The 21,389-nt window shown below is 44.9% G+C and carries 20 protein-coding genes and 1 pseudogene; 4 read left to right on the plus strand and 17 right to left on the minus strand.

Annotation, left to right across the window (positions count from 1 at the left end):
- Positions 1-89: 89 nt before the first annotated feature.
- The 17 genes and pseudogenes from AC5SXE_RS09270 to hrcA form a co-directional block, all read right to left on the minus strand.
- Complete coding sequence (locus AC5SXE_RS09270) at positions 90-1,235, minus strand: ABC transporter substrate-binding protein (RefSeq protein ID WP_310848859.1); 1,146 nt, start codon at positions 1,233-1,235, stop codon at positions 90-92.
- Between the two features lie 318 nt (positions 1,236-1,553).
- On the minus strand, positions 1,554-2,735 hold the full coding sequence (locus AC5SXE_RS09275; RefSeq protein WP_310848857.1) for a glycine C-acetyltransferase: 1,182 nt from the start codon (positions 2,733-2,735) through the stop codon (positions 1,554-1,556).
- 31 nt (positions 2,736-2,766) lie between these two features.
- Positions 2,767-3,447 carry an anaerobic ribonucleoside-triphosphate reductase activating protein gene (locus AC5SXE_RS09280; RefSeq protein ID WP_310848855.1) on the minus strand — a complete coding sequence of 227 codons (681 nt, stop codon included), beginning with the start codon at positions 3,445-3,447 and terminating at the stop codon, positions 2,767-2,769.
- The gene (gene nrdD / locus AC5SXE_RS09285; protein WP_310848853.1) at positions 3,444-5,567 is read right to left on the minus strand and encodes an anaerobic ribonucleoside-triphosphate reductase; all 2,124 of its coding nucleotides are present in this window, start codon (positions 5,565-5,567) and stop codon (positions 3,444-3,446) included. Before nrdD ends, AC5SXE_RS09280 begins: the two co-directional genes overlap by 4 nt.
- Positions 5,568-5,587: 20 nt before the next feature.
- Positions 5,588-6,043 (minus strand): transcriptional regulator NrdR, encoded by a 456-nt coding sequence (gene nrdR, locus AC5SXE_RS09290; RefSeq protein WP_310848851.1) that lies wholly within the window; start codon positions 6,041-6,043, stop codon positions 5,588-5,590.
- Positions 6,044-6,323: 280 nt separating this feature from the next.
- Positions 6,324-6,497, minus strand: a complete 174-nt coding sequence (gene rpsU, locus AC5SXE_RS09295) for a 30S ribosomal protein S21 (protein WP_303883042.1) — start codon at positions 6,495-6,497, stop codon at positions 6,324-6,326.
- 32 nt (positions 6,498-6,529) lie between these two features.
- On the minus strand, positions 6,530-6,871 hold the full coding sequence (locus tag AC5SXE_RS09300) for a histidine triad nucleotide-binding protein (protein ID WP_310848848.1): 342 nt from the start codon (positions 6,869-6,871) through the stop codon (positions 6,530-6,532).
- Positions 6,872-6,902: 31 nt separating this feature from the next.
- The gene (locus tag AC5SXE_RS09305) at positions 6,903-7,814 is read right to left on the minus strand and encodes a J domain-containing protein (RefSeq protein ID WP_310848846.1); all 912 of its coding nucleotides are present in this window, start codon (positions 7,812-7,814) and stop codon (positions 6,903-6,905) included.
- Positions 7,811-9,400, minus strand: coding sequence for an Hsp70 family protein (locus tag AC5SXE_RS09310; protein ID WP_493917226.1), 1,590 nt, complete (start codon positions 9,398-9,400; stop codon positions 7,811-7,813). The genes AC5SXE_RS09305 and AC5SXE_RS09310 overlap by 4 nt, the downstream gene beginning before the upstream one ends.
- A 36-nt stretch (positions 9,401-9,436) precedes the next feature.
- Positions 9,437-10,489, minus strand: a complete 1,053-nt coding sequence (locus tag AC5SXE_RS09315; protein WP_323720873.1) for a bis-aminopropyl spermidine synthase family protein — start codon at positions 10,487-10,489, stop codon at positions 9,437-9,439.
- A gap of 28 nt (positions 10,490-10,517) precedes the next feature.
- Positions 10,518-11,867 carry a tRNA (N(6)-L-threonylcarbamoyladenosine(37)-C(2))-methylthiotransferase MtaB gene (gene mtaB / locus AC5SXE_RS09320; RefSeq protein ID WP_323720872.1) on the minus strand — a complete coding sequence of 450 codons (1,350 nt, stop codon included), beginning with the start codon at positions 11,865-11,867 and terminating at the stop codon, positions 10,518-10,520.
- Positions 11,855-12,598, minus strand: a complete 744-nt coding sequence (locus AC5SXE_RS09325) for an RsmE family RNA methyltransferase (protein ID WP_493917227.1) — start codon at positions 12,596-12,598, stop codon at positions 11,855-11,857. Before AC5SXE_RS09325 ends, mtaB begins: the two co-directional genes overlap by 13 nt.
- Positions 12,570-13,436 carry a 50S ribosomal protein L11 methyltransferase gene (locus AC5SXE_RS09330; RefSeq protein ID WP_310848838.1) on the minus strand — a complete coding sequence of 289 codons (867 nt, stop codon included), beginning with the start codon at positions 13,434-13,436 and terminating at the stop codon, positions 12,570-12,572. The genes AC5SXE_RS09325 and AC5SXE_RS09330 overlap by 29 nt, the downstream gene beginning before the upstream one ends.
- Before the next feature lie 175 nt (positions 13,437-13,611).
- Positions 13,612-14,742, minus strand: a complete 1,131-nt coding sequence (gene dnaJ, locus AC5SXE_RS09335) for a molecular chaperone DnaJ (RefSeq protein ID WP_310848836.1) — start codon at positions 14,740-14,742, stop codon at positions 13,612-13,614.
- Between the two features lie 13 nt (positions 14,743-14,755).
- Positions 14,756-16,598 (minus strand): annotated as a pseudogene (dnaK, locus tag AC5SXE_RS09340) (molecular chaperone DnaK).
- On the minus strand, positions 16,591-17,217 hold the full coding sequence (locus tag AC5SXE_RS09345; protein WP_310848833.1) for a nucleotide exchange factor GrpE: 627 nt from the start codon (positions 17,215-17,217) through the stop codon (positions 16,591-16,593). The pseudogene dnaK and the gene AC5SXE_RS09345 overlap by 8 nt, the downstream one beginning before the upstream one ends.
- A gap of 26 nt (positions 17,218-17,243) precedes the next feature.
- Positions 17,244-18,260 (minus strand): heat-inducible transcriptional repressor HrcA, encoded by a 1,017-nt coding sequence (hrcA, locus tag AC5SXE_RS09350; RefSeq protein WP_493917228.1) that lies wholly within the window; start codon positions 18,258-18,260, stop codon positions 17,244-17,246.
- A gap of 268 nt (positions 18,261-18,528) precedes the next feature.
- Between hrcA and AC5SXE_RS09355 the strand changes: the two genes are divergently transcribed.
- From AC5SXE_RS09355 to AC5SXE_RS09370, 4 genes are all read left to right on the plus strand, one after another.
- A complete protein-coding gene (locus AC5SXE_RS09355) occupies positions 18,529-19,182 on the plus strand; it encodes a histidine phosphatase family protein (protein ID WP_310848828.1) in 654 nt (217 codons plus the stop codon).
- 77 nt (positions 19,183-19,259) lie between these two features.
- Entirely contained in the window at positions 19,260-20,105 is an 846-nt protein-coding gene (folP, locus tag AC5SXE_RS09360; RefSeq protein ID WP_310848826.1) for a dihydropteroate synthase, read from the plus strand.
- A 5-nt stretch (positions 20,106-20,110) separates the two neighbouring features.
- Positions 20,111-20,596, plus strand: a complete 486-nt coding sequence (folK, locus tag AC5SXE_RS09365; RefSeq protein ID WP_310848824.1) for a 2-amino-4-hydroxy-6-hydroxymethyldihydropteridine diphosphokinase — start codon at positions 20,111-20,113, stop codon at positions 20,594-20,596.
- Between the two features lie 20 nt (positions 20,597-20,616).
- Positions 20,617-21,318: a hypothetical protein gene (locus AC5SXE_RS09370; RefSeq protein WP_332636338.1), complete on the plus strand. Its 702-nt coding sequence runs from the start codon at positions 20,617-20,619 to the stop codon at positions 21,316-21,318.
- Positions 21,319-21,389: the final 71 nt, after the last annotated feature.

Raw genomic sequence — 21,389 nt, forward strand, 5'->3', positions numbered from 1 at the left:
GATTTTCCTCCTCTAAACAACATCCTAAAAATAGGGGGAGGCATGCCTCCCCCGCAGTATCTGTGTCACTTGCCAAAAGCTGCCTAGCCTTACTTCCCGCCTTCAGGAGGTACGGTAGCAACGTAGATCTGTTTTCCTTCTTTAACCATCTTAATTCCCACAGATTTGATAGCATTGTGGTTTTCATCGATAGTCGTGGGGCCAGTTACTCCAACCCAATCCTTCGTCGCGGCAAGCTGCTCCCTGATGGCTTCAGGATCTGCCTTTCCGGCCCTCTTTATGCAATCAATGAGCAACATATAGCAGTCATATCCAAGGGCAGCATTGGCATTAGGTTCTTTTTTGAACTTCTCCCGAAAGGCTTTGGTAAATTCCTGTGCAATGGGGTTCATATCAGGCATCTCTGGCGCATAGGGGAATGTTGTGTAGATGAAGCCCTCTACTGCCTCCCCGCCTATTTTGATCATGTCGGGATTATCCATTGCATCTCCGCCCATGATATGGAACTTTCCACCCAATTCACGGGCTTGCTTCATGATTATTGCCCCCTCGGCGAAGTAGGAAGGGATATAAAGAAGTTCAGCGTCTTTGCTTATAATTTCGGTCAATTGTGCAGTAAAGTCTTGATCGCCTGATTGATAGTTGAGGTCGGCTACCACATCGCCCCCAAGGTCCAAGAAGGCCTTCTTAAAGAAAGCCGCCAACCCAACGCAGTAGTCCTGCGCTACGTCCTTCAATATTGCAGCCTTCCTAACACCTAGCTGTTCGTAGGCATATCTAGCAGCGGCTGCACCTTGGAAGGGATCGATGAAACACATACGGAAATAATATTTTTTACCCTGCGTAACCAAAGGATTAGTCGCTGAGTCGGTAATACAAGGTATGCCGTATTGCTCAGCCACCTCACCTCCGGCCATACATAGCGAGGATCCATAGCTTCCGATGATTGCAACAACTTTATCCCTTTCAATTAAGCGTTTAACGGCGTTCGCTGCTTCAACTTTATCGGATTTGTTATCCACAATCACTAATTCAACCTTTTTGCCCAGTACTTTGGGAATTTGTTCGTGGGCAAGCTGTATTCCTTCAACGGTTAGCTGACCACCGAAGGCGTTTTGGCCTGTGAGTGGCTCATAAACACCGATCTTAATCACCTCTTCGGCAGCATAAGCCGTTATCCCACAAACCGCCAAAATTAACCCGGCAAAAAAAAGAAACCGCATAAATCTTTTCATTTACACCCCTCCTCTAGTATTGATATTAGAATGCCCTTTGTTATTATATAAAAAGCCTGCTGAGAATGGAAGCTGTGTTAACTATTTTGAGCTGAAAAATACCCAGATTAAAAAAGGAATCTCAATTTAGCGGGGCCTTTTCATCAAAAGGCTGTAATGTGCTTTTACAAACAAATACATATTTTATATAGTCTCATGCCCGGAAAACGCCTGTTACCGCTATTTGAATTTAAGCAAATCGCTATCCCTTTAAGTAATGAGCAAAGTAATGGATTTTTAGGCCACTCACTTAGCTTTAATCGCTTGTAGGATCTATTTTTAGATAATGCCCAAGGACCTTCCTACTTTAGAAAATTTGTCGACAGCAAAGTCCAGATCCTCCTTAGAATGTGCCGCTGAAACCATGGTCCTCAACCTGGCGCTGCCTAAGGGAACGGTCGGATAGGCGATGGATTGTATAAATATTCCCTCCTCAAACAATTTCAAACTAAACTCCTTTGCTTTATTCGCATCACCAACCATTATCGGAGTGATGGGTGTTTGAGACCTACCGATGTCAAACCCTTTCTCCTTCAAGGACTTCTTGAGGTAGTTGCCATTTTCCCAAAGCTTTTTCACTAAATCGTCACTTTCTTCCAAGATATCCACAGCCGCGATATTGGCAGCAACGTCAGGAACAGTTAGAGCGCTGCTAAACAAGTTAGGGCGAGCTTTTTGACGCAAAAACTCGATCAACTCTTTGCTTCCTGCAACAAATCCTCCGACAACACCAAAAGCCTTGGATAAAGTGCCAACTTCAATGTCAACTTTTTCGCCCAAACCGAAATGATCAACAATTCCCCTTCCTCCACGACCTAAAACACCTTCGCCGTGGGCATCATCGACCATGACCATGGCACCATACCGATCCGCCAATTCCACTATATCAGGCAAAGGAGCTATGTCCCCATCCATAGAAAAGACCCCATCGGTGACTATGAGCTTCCTGCAATCTTTATCTACATATTCTTTCAGCTTAGCCTCGAGGTCAACCACGTCACAGTGGGCATATCTTACTATCTCAGCCCTGCTCAACCTGCAACCGTCAATTATCGAGGCGTGATTCAACTCATCGCTGAATATGAGATCGCCTCTTTCAACTAGCGGTGGAATCGCCGACAAGTTGGCGCAAAAGCCGGATTGTACAACGAGGGCAGCTTCGGCACCCTTAAAGGCCGCCAATTTTTTCTCTAACTCTACGTGTATTGACATCGTACCAGCGATAGTGCGAACGGCGCCCGGTCCAACACCGAATTTATCGATGTATTCTTTGGCCTTTTCGCATAACCTGGGATCATTGCAAAGCCCTAGGTAATTATTTGAACACAAGTTTAAAACTTGTCTTCCCTCTATTTGTACCCATGGACCTTGAGGGCTTTCAAGGACCCTTATATGGACGTACAATCCCTCGTCCTTAAGGCGCTTAAGCTCCTCCTCCACGAACTTCATTTTAGATGACATGCCCGCAGTCCCTCCTTGAGATTGTCATATTCTATCTAATGATAGCACTGGGAAACTTCTCACGCAAAACCTCACGTTCAGGCTCCTTTGTTCTCTTCAAAGTTTCATCCATGGCATTTCCAGGCCTAAAACACTGTATCACCCAACGGACGTTTTCGACTAAATAGCTTTGAATTATAGAAAGGTCATCATAATTCATTAAAGCTGGGACGAAGGTCGTTCGAATTTCGACTTCGAGGTCAAGATGCAATAACAAAGACAGGGATCTTTGCAGCAGATTTGTATCGACGGTACAACCGCACAAAAGATCATATTTTCCCCAAGGCGCCTTTACATCCATGGCGATAGCATCGACAAGTCTCCTTGACAGCAATTCTTCAATGACTATGGGGTTGCTGCCATTCGTATCTAGCTTTATGGGCAAGCCCATATCCTTAAAGCGTGACAATAACATCTTCAAACGATGGGGATCCAGCGTAGGTTCACCGCCACTTATGACAACCCCGTCCAAGAAATCTTTCCTCGATCTAATGTGCTCCACAATGAGCTCCTCGTTTAAATCAGGCAACTGCCCCATTACCATTGAACCATTATGACAAAAGGGGCATCTAAAATTACACCCCCTAAAAAACAAAACAGCCGACACATGTCCCTCCCAGTCTATGAATGACGAAGGAATATAGCCTCCTATGCCTTTAATATCAGGCCTCATAAACTCCATCTCTTTCTGCCTTCAAGCTCTGCCCTTTTTCCAGCATTCCAAGAGGAGATTTTGGTAAAATACCCCGTTATTCGCGTCACTCCATCAACGTTCGTCGAACGGCATCTATTGCAAGAAGACAGCAAGCCCCTCTCAACTATGCCGCAGTCGTTGCATATGGTGAACTCTGGGCTAAAGGCCACCTGTGCGTTCTGAGAATGCAAGAAAATTTTGCGAACAAAAGAGGCCAAAGCTTTGGCATCAGGTTTATGTTCTCCCATCCATACGTGAGTTATAGCACCAGCTTTGATGAAGGGATGGAATCGTCCTTCTCTGACTACCCTTTCAATTGGGTCAACATCCGCTTCGTAGGGTATATGGGTACTGTTCGTATAAAATACCTCATCTGCCTCAACATTGCCCTTAACTACGTGCTTTGCCTCGGGAAACTTTTTCAAGTCCAATCTGGCAAGCCTATGAGCAGCGCTCTCGGCTGGAGTTTGTTCTAACACAACTTTAAATCCAACTCGTTCGGTCATTTCTTGACATTTGAGTTCCATGAACTTTACTATGGCCAACCCTAGCTCTTCTGCTTCCTTTCCTTCGTAAAGCTGCTTGCCACATAAAACTTGCACCGCTTCATTAAGGCCAAGCAATCCTATTAAGTGGCTTGCTTTTTCCAGCCTTATGTAACTCTCGCCATCATGCTCTACTGTCAAGAGGGACAACGGCCCTTTGTCCTTTAAATCTAGCAGATTTTTAATGAAGCTTCTTTTTTGAACATGTGCTTTAAGCGCAATTTCCATCAAATTTTCCAGTATTCCAAAAAATGTCCCGAGATCACCTTGAGACCTGTAAGCAACGCGGGGCAAATTTATAGTTACGTTCTGCAAGGCTGAATATCTCATTTTCCAGGGAGTTTTGGCTTCTAGCAAGTCTTCCTCAGTTAGCTCGAAGGAGAGGCGACAGCATTCACTGAGCTTAGTCACGCCTCCTCTGTCGAAAACAAAATAGGTGTTGCCCTTTTCCGAAGCTACCATACAAGCCAACTCAAGCATCTCTTGCCATCCATCTTCCTCAAAGAAGGCATCAGTTATGTGAAGAAGCGGTTTTGGGAAAAAGAAGGGTTGAGACCTGCTATCTCCCTCCAAGTAAACTTCAAACAAGGCTCGCAAAAAACGTTTTGAGGTTAAACTGTAATCTCCATAAGTCTTGCCACTTAACTTACCACCAGGGCCAATGGCTGGCACATGGCGGAAGTGCTTTGGAATTTCATAGTACAAGTTTATGTCCGTGAAGGCTACTTGCCCTCCCCTGCCACCAGCTAATTGATTAAATTCAAATATCAACATCTGGGCCAATTGACGTAGATCGCGATCGCTGCAACCCTCAAGATAGGGAGCGAAAAACATGTTAATGGCATCCCAACCGATGGCCCCGGCAAAGTTATTCTGCAACACCGAAGTCATCTTGAGTAAATGGGCCAAAAGCACATCCGGATGTTTGGCCGGGGATGAGACGCTCGTTATGGAAGGCAAGTTTAGCCCAAACCTAGCCACATATGCGGGGCTCTGTCCGCTGCAGTAGGGCCTTATTACCATCCCAAGGTCGTGAAGGTGAATGTCGCCATCTAGATGTGCGCGTGCGACATCGCGGGAAAAGAGCTTACTCAAGGCGTAATCTTTTATGATCATCTCGGCTATCGTCAAATTAACGGATTCCGGGTTGTAAGATGTATTGCTATTTTCTTTATTTGGAGAAAACATCAAAGTCTCAAGATCATAAACAGGTATACCTACCCTGGAATGATCGACAAGATAAGCATCCAACCCCCTTTGAAAAAGTTTGGTGTTAGCCATTTCTCTTATTATCGAAGTGGTTAGCCTGTCCTTGCCGCGGCGAATCACCTCTTCCTCAATTTCTACGGCAATCGAAAGGGCCGTTTCTGGATCGACCCCAGCCTCTCTGATGAGGGCATCCTTTATTTTAGCGGCGTCCCATGGACTGCGTTCCTCCTTGGAATGAGTCTCCACCATCAAGGCAAGATCCGTTGATTCTGGCCTGTTGAACAAAAATTGCTGTATGCTCATTTCCTCATCGCAAAAACGGTCAAACTTCATAGACGAAGCCATCGCTATATTCTCCTCCCCTCTTACCTCTCCAAAAGCCTTGATATCTCTTCAATAAAACTATTTAAATCTGTAAATTCACGGTATACGGAGGCAAATCTAACGTAAGCAACGTGGTTGATGCTCTTCAAGGCATCTGCCACCATCTCTCCTATCATTGCGCTCGAAACTTCTCCCACGGCTAACCCGAAAAGCTCCTCTTCTATTGAAGCAACCGCGCTTTCCAGGGTTTCCAAGGGCACGGGTAGTTTTTCACAGGCGCGTATCATCCCCCTTAAAACCTTCTCCCTATCGAAAGCTTCTCTTCGACCGTCTTTTTTGACGACCAAAAGCACCGTGCTCCTTTCGATCCTCTCATAAGTCGTAAATCGCCGACCGCATTTAGGGCATTCCCTCCTTCTGCGGATGACGATACCATTTTCCACCGCTCTCGTCTCTATAACCCTGCTATCATCATGGTTACATCTTGGACAACGCATGCATAACCCTACCTGTATGGTATATGTCTTTTTTATTTACTACATATAGTGTAATTCCTGTCCGGAATGACTGAAAGGCCTTTACGCTTAAAGTTGCTCTAATTTTTGGTCCTTAGGACTCAATCAAACTTGAAAGGCTTTGGTTTGTTATTTGATGTCTACCAATCTTCAAGACTGTGTTGCACTTATTTAAAAGTTAAAAGGGGAAGACGAATATTCGTCTTCCCCTTTTAACTTGCAAGCAGAAAACAACAAGCCCGACTTTTATAGCGGGGACTCACTAACCCCGGCGCTTTCTTGGACTTGATCTTTTCTTCTTTCTTATCTCGCTCGGCTTTTCGTAGTGCTCGTGTTTCCTCGCATCTCGAAGAACTCCAACTTTCTTAACCTCTCTTTTAAAGCGGCGCAAAGTATCATCTATCGATTCGTTTTCCCTTCTGTAAACTTTAGCCATCTCTCTCCCCCCTTTCGCATCTCATGACAGCTTCAACCGGGGGGCCAACCAAATTTGCGCCCAGAAAGCAAATGTAGGTGAAGATGAAATATGCTCTGACACGCCTGGCTCCCGCAATTTATAACGACCCTGTAACCAGAGTCTACTAGCCCCATCCGCTGTGCTACTATTGTTAAAACTTCCATGAGATTAGCCCAGATGGAAGGATCTCTTACGTCTTGAGAGGTTGGTATGTGTAATTTTGGGATTATCAAGTAATGATGAGGTGCTTGTGGTGCTACATCCCTAATTGCTAAGACATCTTTCGTTTCGTATACAACGTCACTTTTTATATCGCCATTTATGATCTTGCAAAAGACGCAATTACTAACCACACGCCATTCCTCCAAAACCTTTTAATCTATTTTACCCTACATTCATGTCTCGTACAAGCCAACTCGCCCATGCGCGAACATTTAACGAGGGATGATCTGCGGCAAGTTCTCTTACTTTTCCCTGCAAACAACATAAATATCTGTTCCCCTTTAATTTCTTGAGTAAAGGTATCAACACCTCTTCGTCCTTCACTTTAATGAGGGATAACACAACCGTCAAAGGAACTTCATCAATCGATGGTAACATGGATAGGGCAAGCGAAACAACTCGACTTGAAGGATGGGATAAAAGAGGCATTAATGCCTTCACGCTCCAACCTGCCTGCTTACCCCAATATAAAAGTTTAATACACGCTCTCTCACCGAGATTTTTAACGCCAGTTGAGAACAGTGGGATTATCTGTTTTTGGCAATGCCGAGGAGCTTTGCTCAGAAAATCAAGCATGACATCGAGCATAGCATCATCGAACAGGATCTTTGGTATTGTTTTCATCAGTTCATCCATGTAACTTTCTTCCCATTCCAACCTTCTTAAGTGATCAGCTGCTATAAACCTCACCTCGGGATGTCTGCTTTGCAAGCGCAAAAGAATATCAGATAATTTTATTTTACAGTCATCACCAACTGTTTTTACAAGCTCCGATAGATATTCCTGGGCTTCCTTGAGTATATTTTCTATCTCTTTTTTTATCAAAAGATCTTTTGTATCACCACTAGTTTTAGTATGACTTTTTGCGGGACTCTTAACTGCCGATTTATTGAGCAAGGCATTTTTCAAAGCAAGATAAGCCTCATTAATCTGTTGAAATTGAAAAGAGTATTCCTCCCCTGCAATATCGGGATGGCACAGAAGCGCTTTCTTGCGGAACGCTTTTTTAACGTCAGCAAAGCAAACGCCGGGTTGTAAATCTAAAAGCTTATAACTCATTTCAAGCGACTTCACTTATTTTTCACCACCTGGGCAATCATGTTTACGGTTGATTCCAAAACCGCCAAGGCATCTTGCCACAGGTCTTCTTCCGCACTTTGGAGACATCTAACGCTGTTAAAAAGTTCGGTTATTTTCTTTTCCAAAGGGGGATCGAAGAGATACGAAAAGAGAGCCAACTTTCTTTCGAGTTCCTCAATTTTATGCTTTCGCTCTTTGAAATAATAATCGCGGGAAGGAAAATTGGGAATTTCGACATCCTGGCTTAGATACAAATTCCCTTTTTCATTCGCCACGTCGATTCTTAAAAGCCCACTACCATCAACAAGGAAGATCACTTTCACCACATCCCCTGATCTTGTCCCTTTGATAACTAAAGTAGACAGTGTTTCTACTCTCGATCCAGACTCATCGCTTTTGAGCTGCAAAACCTTCGCTTCAACCGAGCCCGACCCAACCACCATAAACCGCTTTGCCAACTTAATGGGCAGCGGCGTGCCCTTCGAAGCGATCACCGAGATCCCGCCATCGGTCGTGCTAATGGCTAAATCACAGGACAATACATCTATAAAAAGCTTTCCTCGCTTCCCGGCTAAGACGGCAGCTCCCACAGCGATGGCCTCATCGGGACAAATTTGCACTTTTTCCGGTTCAGTTATTGCTTCAGCCAACAACCGACGCACTAACGGCATCCGCGCAGAACCTCCTGCCAAAAGAAGTATCTGGCAATTATATCTATCCCATGTCCTTTTTGCCAGATCTAAAACAGGCAAGATAAATGGAGCGATCAAGCTTTCTATTTCTTCACGATATATTGCTAATGGTTTGTTTCTATGAAGAATAAATCCACCAGTCCTTGGCCACCAATTCACCACATTTGTAAAGGACAATGATTCCTTGATCGCTTCAGCCTCCATTAAGAGTAAAGGCCATCTTGGATCCTCACTAGGATCTCCTCTTTCTCCCATTAATTTCCATATATAAAGAGCTATTTCTTTATCTAGATCCATACCTCCAAACTTGGTCGATCCGATACTTTCAAGCACATGACAAAGATCGCTTTTCTTTTCAACGGCCGATATATCAACAGCCCCGGCACCGAAATCAAACACCAGCACGTTTCCTTCTAGGCTCACCGCCATAGCGGCAGCCGTGGGTTCATTTATCAATTTGACACCACTAAATCCAGCTTTTTGGGCTGCCCTTTTTACCATATCCCTTTGTTTGAAATCAAAGCAGGAAGGAACAGCGATAAAGCATTCCCTTACAACTGCTTGCAGATAAGCCTCGGCATCTTCTCTAAGGTAAAGCAAAAGAACCTGAAGAAGTTCCTCGGCTGCAAATGTCCTGCCCCCAAGTCGTAGCTTTTGCGAAGCACCGATATGACGCTTTACGCTCACGCAAGAGCCACCAGGGTAAGCAAAAACTGCAGGAAGGACATCTTCCGCTGCACATAATCTACCGTGACGACAGCCAACGAAGGAAGAAGTTTTCTCATTTCCCCATCGATTCTTGATGACCCTTGGTCCTATATGGTCATCGATAATGGCCAGGATTGAATGTCGCGTACCCACATCGATTCCCACGGGGATACTCTCCATGTAGGGTCAACTCCTCTTTCCAACAGTCACGTTTCGCTATGTAGTTGAGCTTTCTGGATCGTTATATATATCGCGATTGGTCAAATCCTCGTTAGGTATCTCAAGTTTCTCCACCATCTCAACCCTTACCATCGAGGATTTATACCAATTTCGAATAGGGGGTTGCTTAATGGGCGCTAAATCCCACGCCAGCATTTCATCAACATATTCCCAATTCATATAAACGTTAAAATCATGAATGATATCTGTGATGACCAGCCCTCTTTGAAGTAGTTTCATTTCGAGCAAGCGCCACTTATAACAGGAGCTTTCCACATGGGTGATGCCAAAATAGCCAGCGCATCCCTCACCCTTTAATGCGATAATCCCTCTGCCGACAAAGGCATCAAAGGCCTCAATAGTTTCGGGTGGATCACAGAAAAATACATCAAACTTACTGAGCAATTCCTTTGTTAGCGGCTTTCTTAAGTCATGTCTGATAACCTGCAATGGAAGACCAAGCTCCGTAGCAATTCTTTGCTCGAAGGCAACGAGACGCTCATCCAATTCAAGCACCACAACACTTTTAACCAAACCTGTGAGGCCTAAGGCAACTCCAACTAAATCATCGTCACCCAATACTACAACTTCCTTACCCCTCAAATCGCCCCTACTGTCCGCTAACGCTATGCGGGCAAATGTCGTTTCCGGGGTAACGTAACCTTGATCGAATTCCCTAATTGCCTCCGGTCTGTCGATTTGGATCCTTAAAAACTCATCAAAGGCTTTCCTAAACTCATCTATTACTACTGTTTTGCCGTCACAACGAGGACATGTATGAAAATGTAAGGGAAAAACGCCCTCTTTTTCAATAAACATGCGCCCTTTTTGGGTTAATAAGACACCCTGGTCGGTAAATTCTATCAGACCTCTATCAGCAAGTAGCTTTAAAGCTTCTGCCACTGCTGGCAAGGGTTCGCAACTAAAAGAAACTATATCCCAAAAGTTGTCTGCTACAAGCAAAGCAGATAAAACTCTCTCTGCATTGCGGGTTCCCCAAGGGATGTTCGCGTTCTTCGAAACGTATTTAGATAAAATGTCCTTATTCACATCAAACTCCCCCTTTAGTCTGCTAACCTTAAGTCTCAGATGAGACGCCATGCAAGATGCCATGCTCGGCTTTCGTTACATAAATTTGACGTTCAAGACCCACAATTTGCCCTTCAAGACATCCTCGCGGCTCTTTTGGCCTTCGATCTATGTCAGCCTCCACTTCCAAGTAATGCCTTGAAAGACCTTTAACTCTTGCTCCATCGCAATGTTCAACCAAGATTTCAACCCTTTGTCCCACCCACCTACGAGCAAACCTTTGCAAAAGTTTCCTTCCAAGATTAATTGCCCTGTCTATTCTTGACTCAAGCTCGCGCTTGTCCAATCTTTCGGGCATGGTGTAAGCCTTCGTTCCCTTGCGAGGTGAAAAGGGAAAAACATGAACCCTCCCTATTCCCAAATTATCGATTAAAGTCAAAGTGTTTTCAAAAGCCCTTTCGCCCTCTCCCGGAAACCCCACTATGATATCTGTACTTACGTGAACATCATCTCCCAAATGACGTCGCACATTTTCAATGATGTTCGCGAAATCCTTGGCTCTGTAACCTCTTTTCATGAGATCAAGAATGCCATCATCGCCACTTTGAAGTGGGATGTGGAGGTGGCGGCAGAAGATCTCGCTTTCCGCTAAAAGGCGCAGTAACTTGTCATCCAGGGCCAGAGGTTCTATCGAACCAAAGCGCAGCCTTTTCAGCCCCTTTATTTTGGTAAGCGATTTAACCAAGTCTCCAAGGTCAAAATCACACCCGCTGCCGTAAAGCCCAAGATGCACGCCCGTCAACACAACCTCTTTGCACCCTTGGCTAACTAGACGTTCGACTTCATCTATAACTTCTTGCATATCCCTACTGGTAGGACGCCCTCTCAAAAAAGGTACTATACAATAAGAACAAAAGGAGTCGCATCCGTCCTGCACTTTAACAAAAGATCTTGTATGAAAGCTAACTTTTGATAGCCTAAGGGGATCCCACCTTTCGTCGTGCAACACATCCGTTTTTAAAATTAAAGGCTTTCTTATCCCTCCTTTAATCATGCTAGCTACAATGTTCGTCAACTCCGCCTTCAATCTATTTCCTACGTAAAGATCTGCGCCCAATTCGAGCAGATCCTCATCGGGTCTTCCCTGCACATAACAACCACATAAAACCGTCATGGCTTGGCGAGATTCTCTCTGCATACGCCGCAGCGCCTGCCTACACTTTTTCTCCGCCGTCTTGGTCACAGCGCAGCTCACCAACACACCAACGTCAAATTCGCTACCGTCAGCGATGATGGCTCCCTCATTTCGAAAGCAGTCGGCTATCGCCTCAGCTTCGTAAATGTTAGTTCGACATCCCAAACATTTAATCCTTACCTTTACGCCCTCTAAGGATCGCAAGATGACACACCTTCAGCACTCAAAATTATATAGGACAATCCAGCTACCGCCGCAGTGTTTGTCCGCAATATATTCGGTCCCAGTGAAACAGGAATAAAGTCCGCTTTTAAAAACAAAGACATTTCCTCCTCCGTCCAATCGCCCTCGGGACCAACGGCAAATGCCACATCTCTTTCGCCATCTACTCTAATTTGGCCCAAGGGTTTCGCATCATCAGTTAAAGCACCAAATAAGCGAAGGGGAGGCAACTTCTCTGCTTTCAAATCGGAAATCCTCAAAGGTTCGTGCAAAATCGGATGACTGCTTATACCACTGACCTTTGTGGCCTCATCGATGATCCTTTCCCATCTCGCCTTTTTACGTTTGGTATCTCCCTTTAATTTAACAATACATCGTTCGGCCAAGAGAGGTATAATTTCGGTTACACCCAACTCAGTAACATGGCCCAGCACGTCTTCAAAGGCACTAGATTTCACAAGGGCAACTAAGAGCGTCGTTCGAATTTTCATTTCACTCAGAGGAAGCTTATCTATCTCCCTTGCGATGACCCTGCCATCTTTGTATCCCTCGATGACAAGCAAAAGCTTTCTGCCTTCAAGCAGGCCTTCAATTTCATCTCCTATGCGACATCGCCTTACGTGCATCAAATGGTGAGACTCCCTGGCATCCAAAACCCATACGTTGCTAGAAAGACTCTCGGCCTTATCTAACCTCGTGCGAGGCAACGACACCCCACCAGTCCTCCTTCTCGAGCTCTTCTACGATCGAAAATTTTGCCCTTTCCATCGCTTCAACAAAGGATTCGCGTTCCTTCAATAACAAACCAGATAATATCATAAACCCGCTTTCAGCTAGTATCTTTTTAAATGAATCCAGCATAGCAACCAAGGGCTCATACAATATATTTGCAACTATACAGTCAACAATTTCGCCGAAACCTATCGTCCCATCCGCAATCTCAAGAATCAACCCAGTAGTTACATCGTTTAAAAGGGCATTTTTCTCAACTTCCTTTTTTACCGCGGGATCTATGTCTCTGGCGATTACTTTTGCAGCTCCAAGCTTGAGTGCTGCTATGGAAAGTATACCAGAGCCAGTACCTACATCTAAAACTTTGTCTCCCGGTTTTAAATACTTTTCAAGCAACTTTAAAGCTATTTGCGTGCTGGCATGGTATCCTGTGCCAAAAGCGCTACCTGGCTCGATGTATATGGGTATCCGCCCGGGTGGTGCCTTGTGTTTATGCCATGGCGCCAACACCACCAAGCGATCCCCCACCAAGAGCGGAGGAAAGGCATCCTTGTGCATTTTTATCCACGGCCGCCATTCCTCTTTGCCAGCGTCGCAGATGCAAAGGTCTACAAAGCCCTTTATCAGTGACGATACCCTTCCAATCCATTCTTCCAACTCCATATCCGAGCGGTAATACAATTTTGTCTTTAAGCCATCTTGGGCCTCGGATGTTTCAGCTCCTATGCTATTTGATGCTTGAGCAACATGATAAAGAACTTCTTCCGAGCCCTTTTTCGACTCTAAAATAATATACCACCAATAAACTTCGTCCTTCATATATGCCACTCCATCCTTAGCAATTCTTCCTACTCAAGAAGCATCAAGGGGAGCCTCAAGCCCCCCTTGCACAAAAAAATCAACATTCATTATTTTAGTAAAACTCGTTATTCATAGAAGCGAACCATCGACCATTAAATTACAGTTCTGCGCATTTCCCTCTATCATGCAATTGTTAAGCAAACAACCCCTTTAGCTTTTCGATCAGTCCAGAGGACTTGACAGGCACGTCCATCTCCAAAGCCAAGGCCTCTATCAAGGCCCTTTGCTTGTCAGTCAAATTACGTGGAACAGCGATATTTATATGAACTATCAGGTCCCCGCGCCCACTGCCCCTCTGTCGGGGCATGCCTAAGCCTCTGATCTTCTTGGTAGCGCCTGCTTGAGTTCCTGGGCTTAATTCTAACTCCTCTTCTCCTTCCAGCGTAGGTACCTTTACCTTGCCTCCCAAGACCGCCACCGGAAAGGGTATATCGACCGTCATATGAAGATCATCGCCTTGCCTTTGAAAGATGGGGTCTTCTTCAACCTCTATGACCAAAAACAGGTCGCCCGGCGGTCCGCCGTTTTTGCCCTCTTCACCTTCGCCTCGTATCCTAAGGCGAGTTCCTGTATCTGCTCCAGGGGGTATGTTAACTTCTATCTTGCGCTTTACCCTGATCCTTCCTCGACCTCCGCAATCTTTGCAAGGATCGTTGATGACATAACCCGACCCTCCGCAACGAGAGCAAGTGCGAACTGTAACGAATTCACCAAAGGGCGTTTTTGACCTCGTCTCTACCTGACCCTTTCCTCCGCAAAGGGAACAGCGTACAGGTGAGGTCCCAGGTGCTGCTCCACTACCACCACAAGTCGTGCACTTTTCCCATTTGGGTATGTGCACAACTTTGGTGGCACCATAAGCGGCTTCCATTAAGGTGACGATTAGGGGCATCTCTAAATCCAATCCTCTTTGCGGCGTCCTAACTTCCCTTCTGGGGCCAAATCCTCCAAAGAAGTCACCAAAGAGATCGCCAAAGAGGTCTCCAAAACCACCAAAATCCCAGGCGCTTTCGCCGCCATAGGGAGGAACGTCGCCCGCAAAGCCGAATTGGTCATATTGGGCCTTTTTTTGAGGGTCGCTCAAGACCTCGTAAGCTTCGTTTATAAGCTTGAACTTTTCTTCAGCTTCTTTGTTACCGGGGTTGGCGTCGGGATGGTACTGACGCACCAACTTCCTGTATGCTTTTTTTATCTCTTCCTGTGAGGCATCCCGCCTTACGCCCAATATTTCATAATAATCTTTTCCGCTAGCGGGGCCTGGCAATTTCGGTCACCTCTTATGCCTCTCCGCGATCTTTGTACTCAGCATCAACCGTGGGACCCTCACTAGGATTTTCTTGAGACTTCCCTGCTTCGGAAGTTCCAGCACTTCCAACCCCTGCCTTCTCTTGAGCAGCTTGAGAATACAGCCTGACAGCCAATTCGTTTAAATCCTTCGTCAGATCTTCGCAAGCAGATTTAATCGCCAGCACGTCATCCTTGCTCAAAGCTTGTTTGACCGCCTCTATCTTTGATTGCACCTTGTTTTTTTCGTCCTGAGTCACCTTGTCACCCAAGTCGCGCAACAACTTCTCAGCGTTATATACGGCGCTGTCGGCCTCGTTTCTGGCATCGGCCAGCTCTCTTTCTCTTGTCGGCTTCTTCATTCGCTTCGGCCTCCCTGCGCATACGTTCAATTTCATCTTCCGATAGCCTGGAGGATTGAATCGTAATCTGCTGTGCTTTGCCCGTAGCCAGGTCTTTGGCCGTCACGTTTAAGATGCCGTTCACATCGATGTTGAAGGTGACCTCAATTTGAGGCACACCGCGCGGTGCTGGAGGTATGCCATCTAGGAAAAACCTCCCCAAAGAGACGTTATCTGCCGCCATTGGCCTTTCGCCCTGTAAGACGTGTATCTCAACTCGTGTTTGATTGTCGACAGCTGTGGTAAAGATCTGGCTTTTCGACACGGGGATGGCTGTATTTCTTTCTATTATCTTGGTGAACACACCACCCAATGTCTCTACTCCCAGGGAAAGCGGCGTAACGTCGACCAAAACTATATCCTTATGCTCCCCTGACAAGATGGCTGCCTGAATGGCCGCTCCAACGGCAACACATTCATCCGGATTTATTCCTTTTGTTGGCTCCTTGCCCAACAACTCCTTAATTTTGCGTTGCACCATTGGCATGCGCGTTGCCCCGCCAACTAATAGGATCTTGTCCACTTCGGCGTAAGTTAATCCGGCGTCTGATAAGGCCCTTTGAACCGGACCTACGACCCTTTCCAGTAAGTCCGCCGTCATCTCCTCAAATTTTGCCCTGGTTATTTCAAGTTCGAGATGTTTGGGCCCATTTTGATCGGCTGTAATGAAAGGCAAGGATATCATGGTCTCAGACATGGAAGATAGCTCAATCTTTGCCTTCTCCGCAGCCTCGCGCAACCTCTGTACAGCCATTTTATCTCTTCCCAAATCAATGCCCTCGCGGCGCTTGAATTCCTCGATCATCCAATCTACAAGGCGCTGATCCCAATCATCGCCACCTAGATGGTTATCGCCACTTGTAGCCATAACCTCATATACACCCTCTCCTATGTCCAATATAGACACGTCGAAGGTGCCTCCCCCTAAATCAAAGACTAAAACCTTGAATTCTCCGCCCTTTTCAGTTCCGTAAGCCAAACAGGCAGCTGTGGGCTCGTTAATTATCCTAAGGACCTCTAGCCCTGCTATTTTACCTGCGTCCTTCGTGGCTTGTCTCTGGGCATCGGTAAAATAGGCTGGAACGGTTATGACTGCTTGTTTTATCTCTTCACCTAAATAATCTTCGGCGTCGTTTTTTAACTTTTGCAAGATCATGGCTGCAATTTCCTGAGGAGTATACTCTCTTTCGTCTATTTTGACCTTGTAGTCGCTTCCCATTTTTCTCTTTATGGAGAGGACAGTGCGCTCAGGGTTAATGATAGCCTGCCTCTTAGCCAGTTGGCCCACCAAGCGCTCTCCGTCTTTTGTGAAGGCTACCACCGAAGGAGTTAGTCTACTTCCTTCGGCATTCGGTATCACTACAACATTATCTCCTTCTTTCACAGCAACGACGCTGTTGGTTGTTCCAAAGTCAATTCCCACTACTTTACTCATCGTTACCCACCTCTTTATCGGTTTCTTCGTTCAATTTACCTACTATTACCCTTGCAGGCCTGATAACTTCTCCTTTCAAAGTGTACCCTTTTTGCACCTCTTGAACGACCTTTCCGTCGCTGTCAATATCAGAAACTGTTTGTACCGCGACGGCCTCGTGAAACAGAGGGTCAAAGGGTTCGCCAATCGCCTTTATAGGAGTTACACCGAATTTAGCCAAGACGTTCAAAAACTCCCGGTAAATCATTGATGTTCCCTCATAGAAGGCGGATCCCTTTTCAACCTCACAATCTAAGGCGCGTTCAAAATTATCCATTATCGGCAGTAAATTTAATATAATTTCTGCAACGATCGAGTTTTTTTGTTTCTCAATATTGGACTCCATTCTCCTTTTATAATTATAAAAATCAGCCTTTACCCTCGCAGCTTCGTTGTACAAAGCATTGTATTGCTCCTTCAGATTGGATAGCTCCTTTTCTAGAGTCTCTTTTTCATTAATAAGCTCCTCGATATCTTTCGCCTTGCAAAAATCCAGGACTCGATTTTTGTCGACTTCGCTGTCCCCTGCCAGCTCTTCAAGCCCTTCCTTCAGTCCTGCATTTAAATCTTTATCAGGCAACTTCAAACTCCTCCCTCATAGAGAATCTAATCCAACAGGTGTTCGCACAACATCTCGAGCACTCCGATTGTCCTTTCATAATCCATTCTAACTGGACCTATTACCCCGAGTATGGTCTTTTTAACGCCATTTTCGGTACTCGCAAGCACCAGAGAGCAATCTCTCATGGCTTCCACGGGGTTTTCATCGCCGATAATTACGCTTATGGGCTCCTCAGTGGCACAGGCTTCCAAGATTCTTGCAAATTCTTCCTCGTTTTCGAGCAAAACCAGCAAGGAGCGCAATTTTTCCATGTCCCTGAAGTCTGGCAACAGCAATATGTTGCTAGTGTCACCCGTAAAAAATCTATAACGAGACTTTTTCAAAACGAGATCCACTTCATCCAGCGTTTGAAGACATATTTCAGCGTAATGGATGAGTTCTCTAAGCATCTTTTCTCTAATGACATCGCGGGCCTCGAACCAAGAACGACCCGATATTATACAGTTGAGATAAGAACTCAAATCATCTAGCTCTTCTTGCGTTATTTCTTGCTCAGTCCTTATAACGTCATGGTGCACAAAACCGCCTTCTAGTATTATCAGTAACAGCACGTGAAAGCTATCCACTTTAACTAAATCTAACCTGTTTAACGTTGCGTCGCTTAAGACGGTTATGCCTGCGACAGATATATAATGAGTTATGCTGCCTAAAAGCTGGGTTAAATAGGACAACATCTTTTCTATGCTTCTCTTTTCTTCCTTCAATGCTTCCAGCTTTTCTCTGGCTACTAAAGGTGCCCGTAATGACCTTTTTTGCAATATCATATCCACATAAACTCTATATGCTTTGGACGTTGGGATGCGCCCCGCTGACGTGTAGGGTTGGCATAAGTATCCCGCTTCCTCCAGATCTGCCATTTCGTTGCGAATGGTCGCCGCACTTCTGTGTGTTAGATACTTCTTAGATATTGTCCTCGAACCTACAGGTTCTCCCGTCCTTATATATTCATGTACTATGGAATACAGTATATCCAACTGACGGTCCGTTAACTCCTTTAACACCTTTCCCACCCCCTAGAGCAAGGACACCTAGTTAGCACTTACCTCCCTTGGGTGCTAATTGCTCGCAGAATAGATTATCAACTTTACACGGGGATTGTCAAGACAGGTCAAATGAGCCCTCTTTTTATAAGGGTACTTCATGTATGCATTTATTAAAAGTTTTAGTGAGTTCGAGATCCATAGTTAAATAATACAATCTAAGCGTTTTTCTTCGAACTTAGGTGTACAATGGTTCAGGCGAAATCCATTAAGATGGGGGGATGACTTAATGTCGAATCCTGTGGGGGCAACTAAGATTTTACTGGTTAGACATGGGGAATGTCATGGCAACATAGAGGGCTTGTTTCGAGGTCGCAGCGACTTCCCTTTGAACGAAAACGGCATCAAACAGGCTCAATACTTAGCAGAGGAAATCGCAAGCCTGGGCCCGATAGACTCCATCTTTACCAGTCCACTTAAAAGAGCGTTTCATACGGCTCAAATAATCTCCCAGAAAAACGGGGGAGTCTCAATAACGCCTTTGCAGGGTTTTACCAACATCTCCCTGGGTCCCTGGGAGGGCCGCAAAAAATCGGACATAATGCAGGAATATCCCGAAGAATGGGCCTTGTGGATAAATTCCCCCGAACGATTAAGGTTGCCTAACGCGGAGAGCATACCCGATGTGCAAAGACGTGCCTTTTCGACCCTGGAATTCATCGTGCAAAAATATAAAGGAAAGGCTCTTGTAATAGTAAGTCATCGTGCTGTCATAAAGCCCCTAATCGCCGCTTGCCTTCAGATAGCTGACCCCTATTTTTGGCGGATACACGTAGATACTGCATCCTATAGCATAATAATGCACGACGAAAATAGAGGATACTGCTTGACCCTGCTCAATCAAACAAAGCATTTAAAGAGTTTTACAAGCGAGTGGGTATAAGTTATAAGTAGTATTATAAATAATAAAATATAATTAAAATGAAAGACTTCACTTAAAGACAAAGGAGTTAGATTTTAATGATAGCTTTAGACTTGCCAAGAGAACGAAAGCTAGCACTCGGCGAAAAGCCGTTAATAATGGGAATTTTAAATCTAACCAGCGATTCTTTTTTTCCACAAAGCAGAATACCCGATATGACCCTGCTCGTTGAAAGGGCAAAAAAAATGATCGAAGAAGGAGCGGACATTTTAGACGTTGGAGCTGAATCCACAAGACCTGGCGCAGACCCCGTTCCATTAGAAGAGGAAATTGGAAGACTTATACCGGCTCTTAAAGCGTTAAGAAATGCTTTGCCCGAGGCCGTCATATCAGTCGATACTTATAAGTCCACGGTCGGAGAGGCTGCACTGGAAGTTGGAGCAGATATAATAAATGACATATCGGGCTTATCCTTTGACGCCAACATGGCCAACATGGTGGCAAGCTTCGGAGTTCCCATAATAATAATGCACATTAAAGGTACACCCAAGGATATGCAAAAAGATCCAAGATATGATGACGTCATAAGGGAGATCAAAGATTTCCTGAAAGAGAAAATGGAACTTGCAGTTGAACATGGCATAAGACGAGATCAAATCATACTGGACCCTGGGCTGGGATTTGGAAAAACCGATGAGCACAATTTGCTCATATTAAAGCATATTCAGGAATTTAGATCGCTCGAGAGGCCTATTTTAATAGGCCACTCGAGGAAGGGCACGATATACAAAGTATTGAGACGCAAAGGCCCTGAAGAGGCGCTCTACGGAACGTTAGCCATTTCTGCTTATTGTGCCCTAAATAATATCGAAATACTTCGAGTCCATGATGTTTTGGAAAATAGGCACATCGTGGATATGATATCCGCCATTCAAAGGGTTTGATTGAAATGCGGACAATAGGTGTCGGATTAGGCAGCAATCTAGGGGATCGCTTGAACAATCTGCGCCAAGCCGTAGAGTTGCTTAAAAATTGTGGCTTTCTTGTAAAAGATCGAAGCGATGTCTTTGAGACTCCGCCTCTCGGAGTTGAAGAACAACCATATTTCTTAAATGCCTGCCTTCTGGCAGAGTACGATGGAAAGCCAGAGGAGATATTAAGGTGCTTCAAAAAGATCGAGGCAAGAATCGGGAGAAAGTCGCGCGAGCGTTGGGGACCACGTGAAATTGATTTAGACATCTTGTTTATCGATGATTTAGTGCTCAGTAACGATGAGCTCGTCATACCTCATCCACAACTTCATAAAAGGCCCTTTGTGATTATGCCGTTGCTCCAGATATGTCCTAAATGGCGACACCCCTTACTAGGTGTCACCGTAGAAGATCTATACAAAAATATTGATGCTTCTTCAGTAATCAGGATAACAAACCTTTGATGTGATGGGAGGATTTACCTATGAAAAGACGCTTTTTCTGTGACAAGCTCCTATTTTCATTAATCCTTTTGCTCTTAACGAGCAGGATAGCTTCAGCTATGTCTATTGTTACTGCAAAGAAATGTCCCATTTACCTCGTGATGGAAGAAAAAGATGGCACAATCTCTCAAGCCTATTTGGGTACACCGGCTGGTTCGCATCAAATCAAATCCATAGAAGGATATGTTTTGAAGCAACAAGAAATGGTCAATACAAAAGCAAATAAAGGTACCCGGTGCTTTTTGTGGAAATTAGGCTTCGCAAAGCCAGACAATCCCGCAGAGTTGATGCAACTATGGATTGCCTACATACAGGAGAAGAAAATCATAGAGGTTGCCAGCGGCAAATCACGACGCAACGAATGGTCCAGAGCAATCTTGCAATTACCACTTCCTGAAGGAGTGTTCCTTTTTATATCTTATGAGCCCGATGGGGATGAGACATCTTTGTCAAATATATTCACTATAACGCTTACAAAAAAGGGGCTAACTTTCACGCCAGTAACGGAACTATACCAGCAACTCATACCACTTGCTATAACCTTTGCGCAATCTAAAGGAATTTTTGAAAGCGAAAGGACGCAAAAAACAATAGGCACCCTTACTCAGCTTGCTCAGGGCGAAAATATCGATAATATAGCTAAGATGTTAAATCTCAAAAAGGAATTTAAAATAACCTGGTAGCGATTTTGGTTCAAAGGGCCTTTGACAGAGCTTTCTCTTTGTAATGAGCACTCGTTAAACGCTAGTCACCA

The organism is Acetomicrobium sp., from assembly GCF_059026225.1.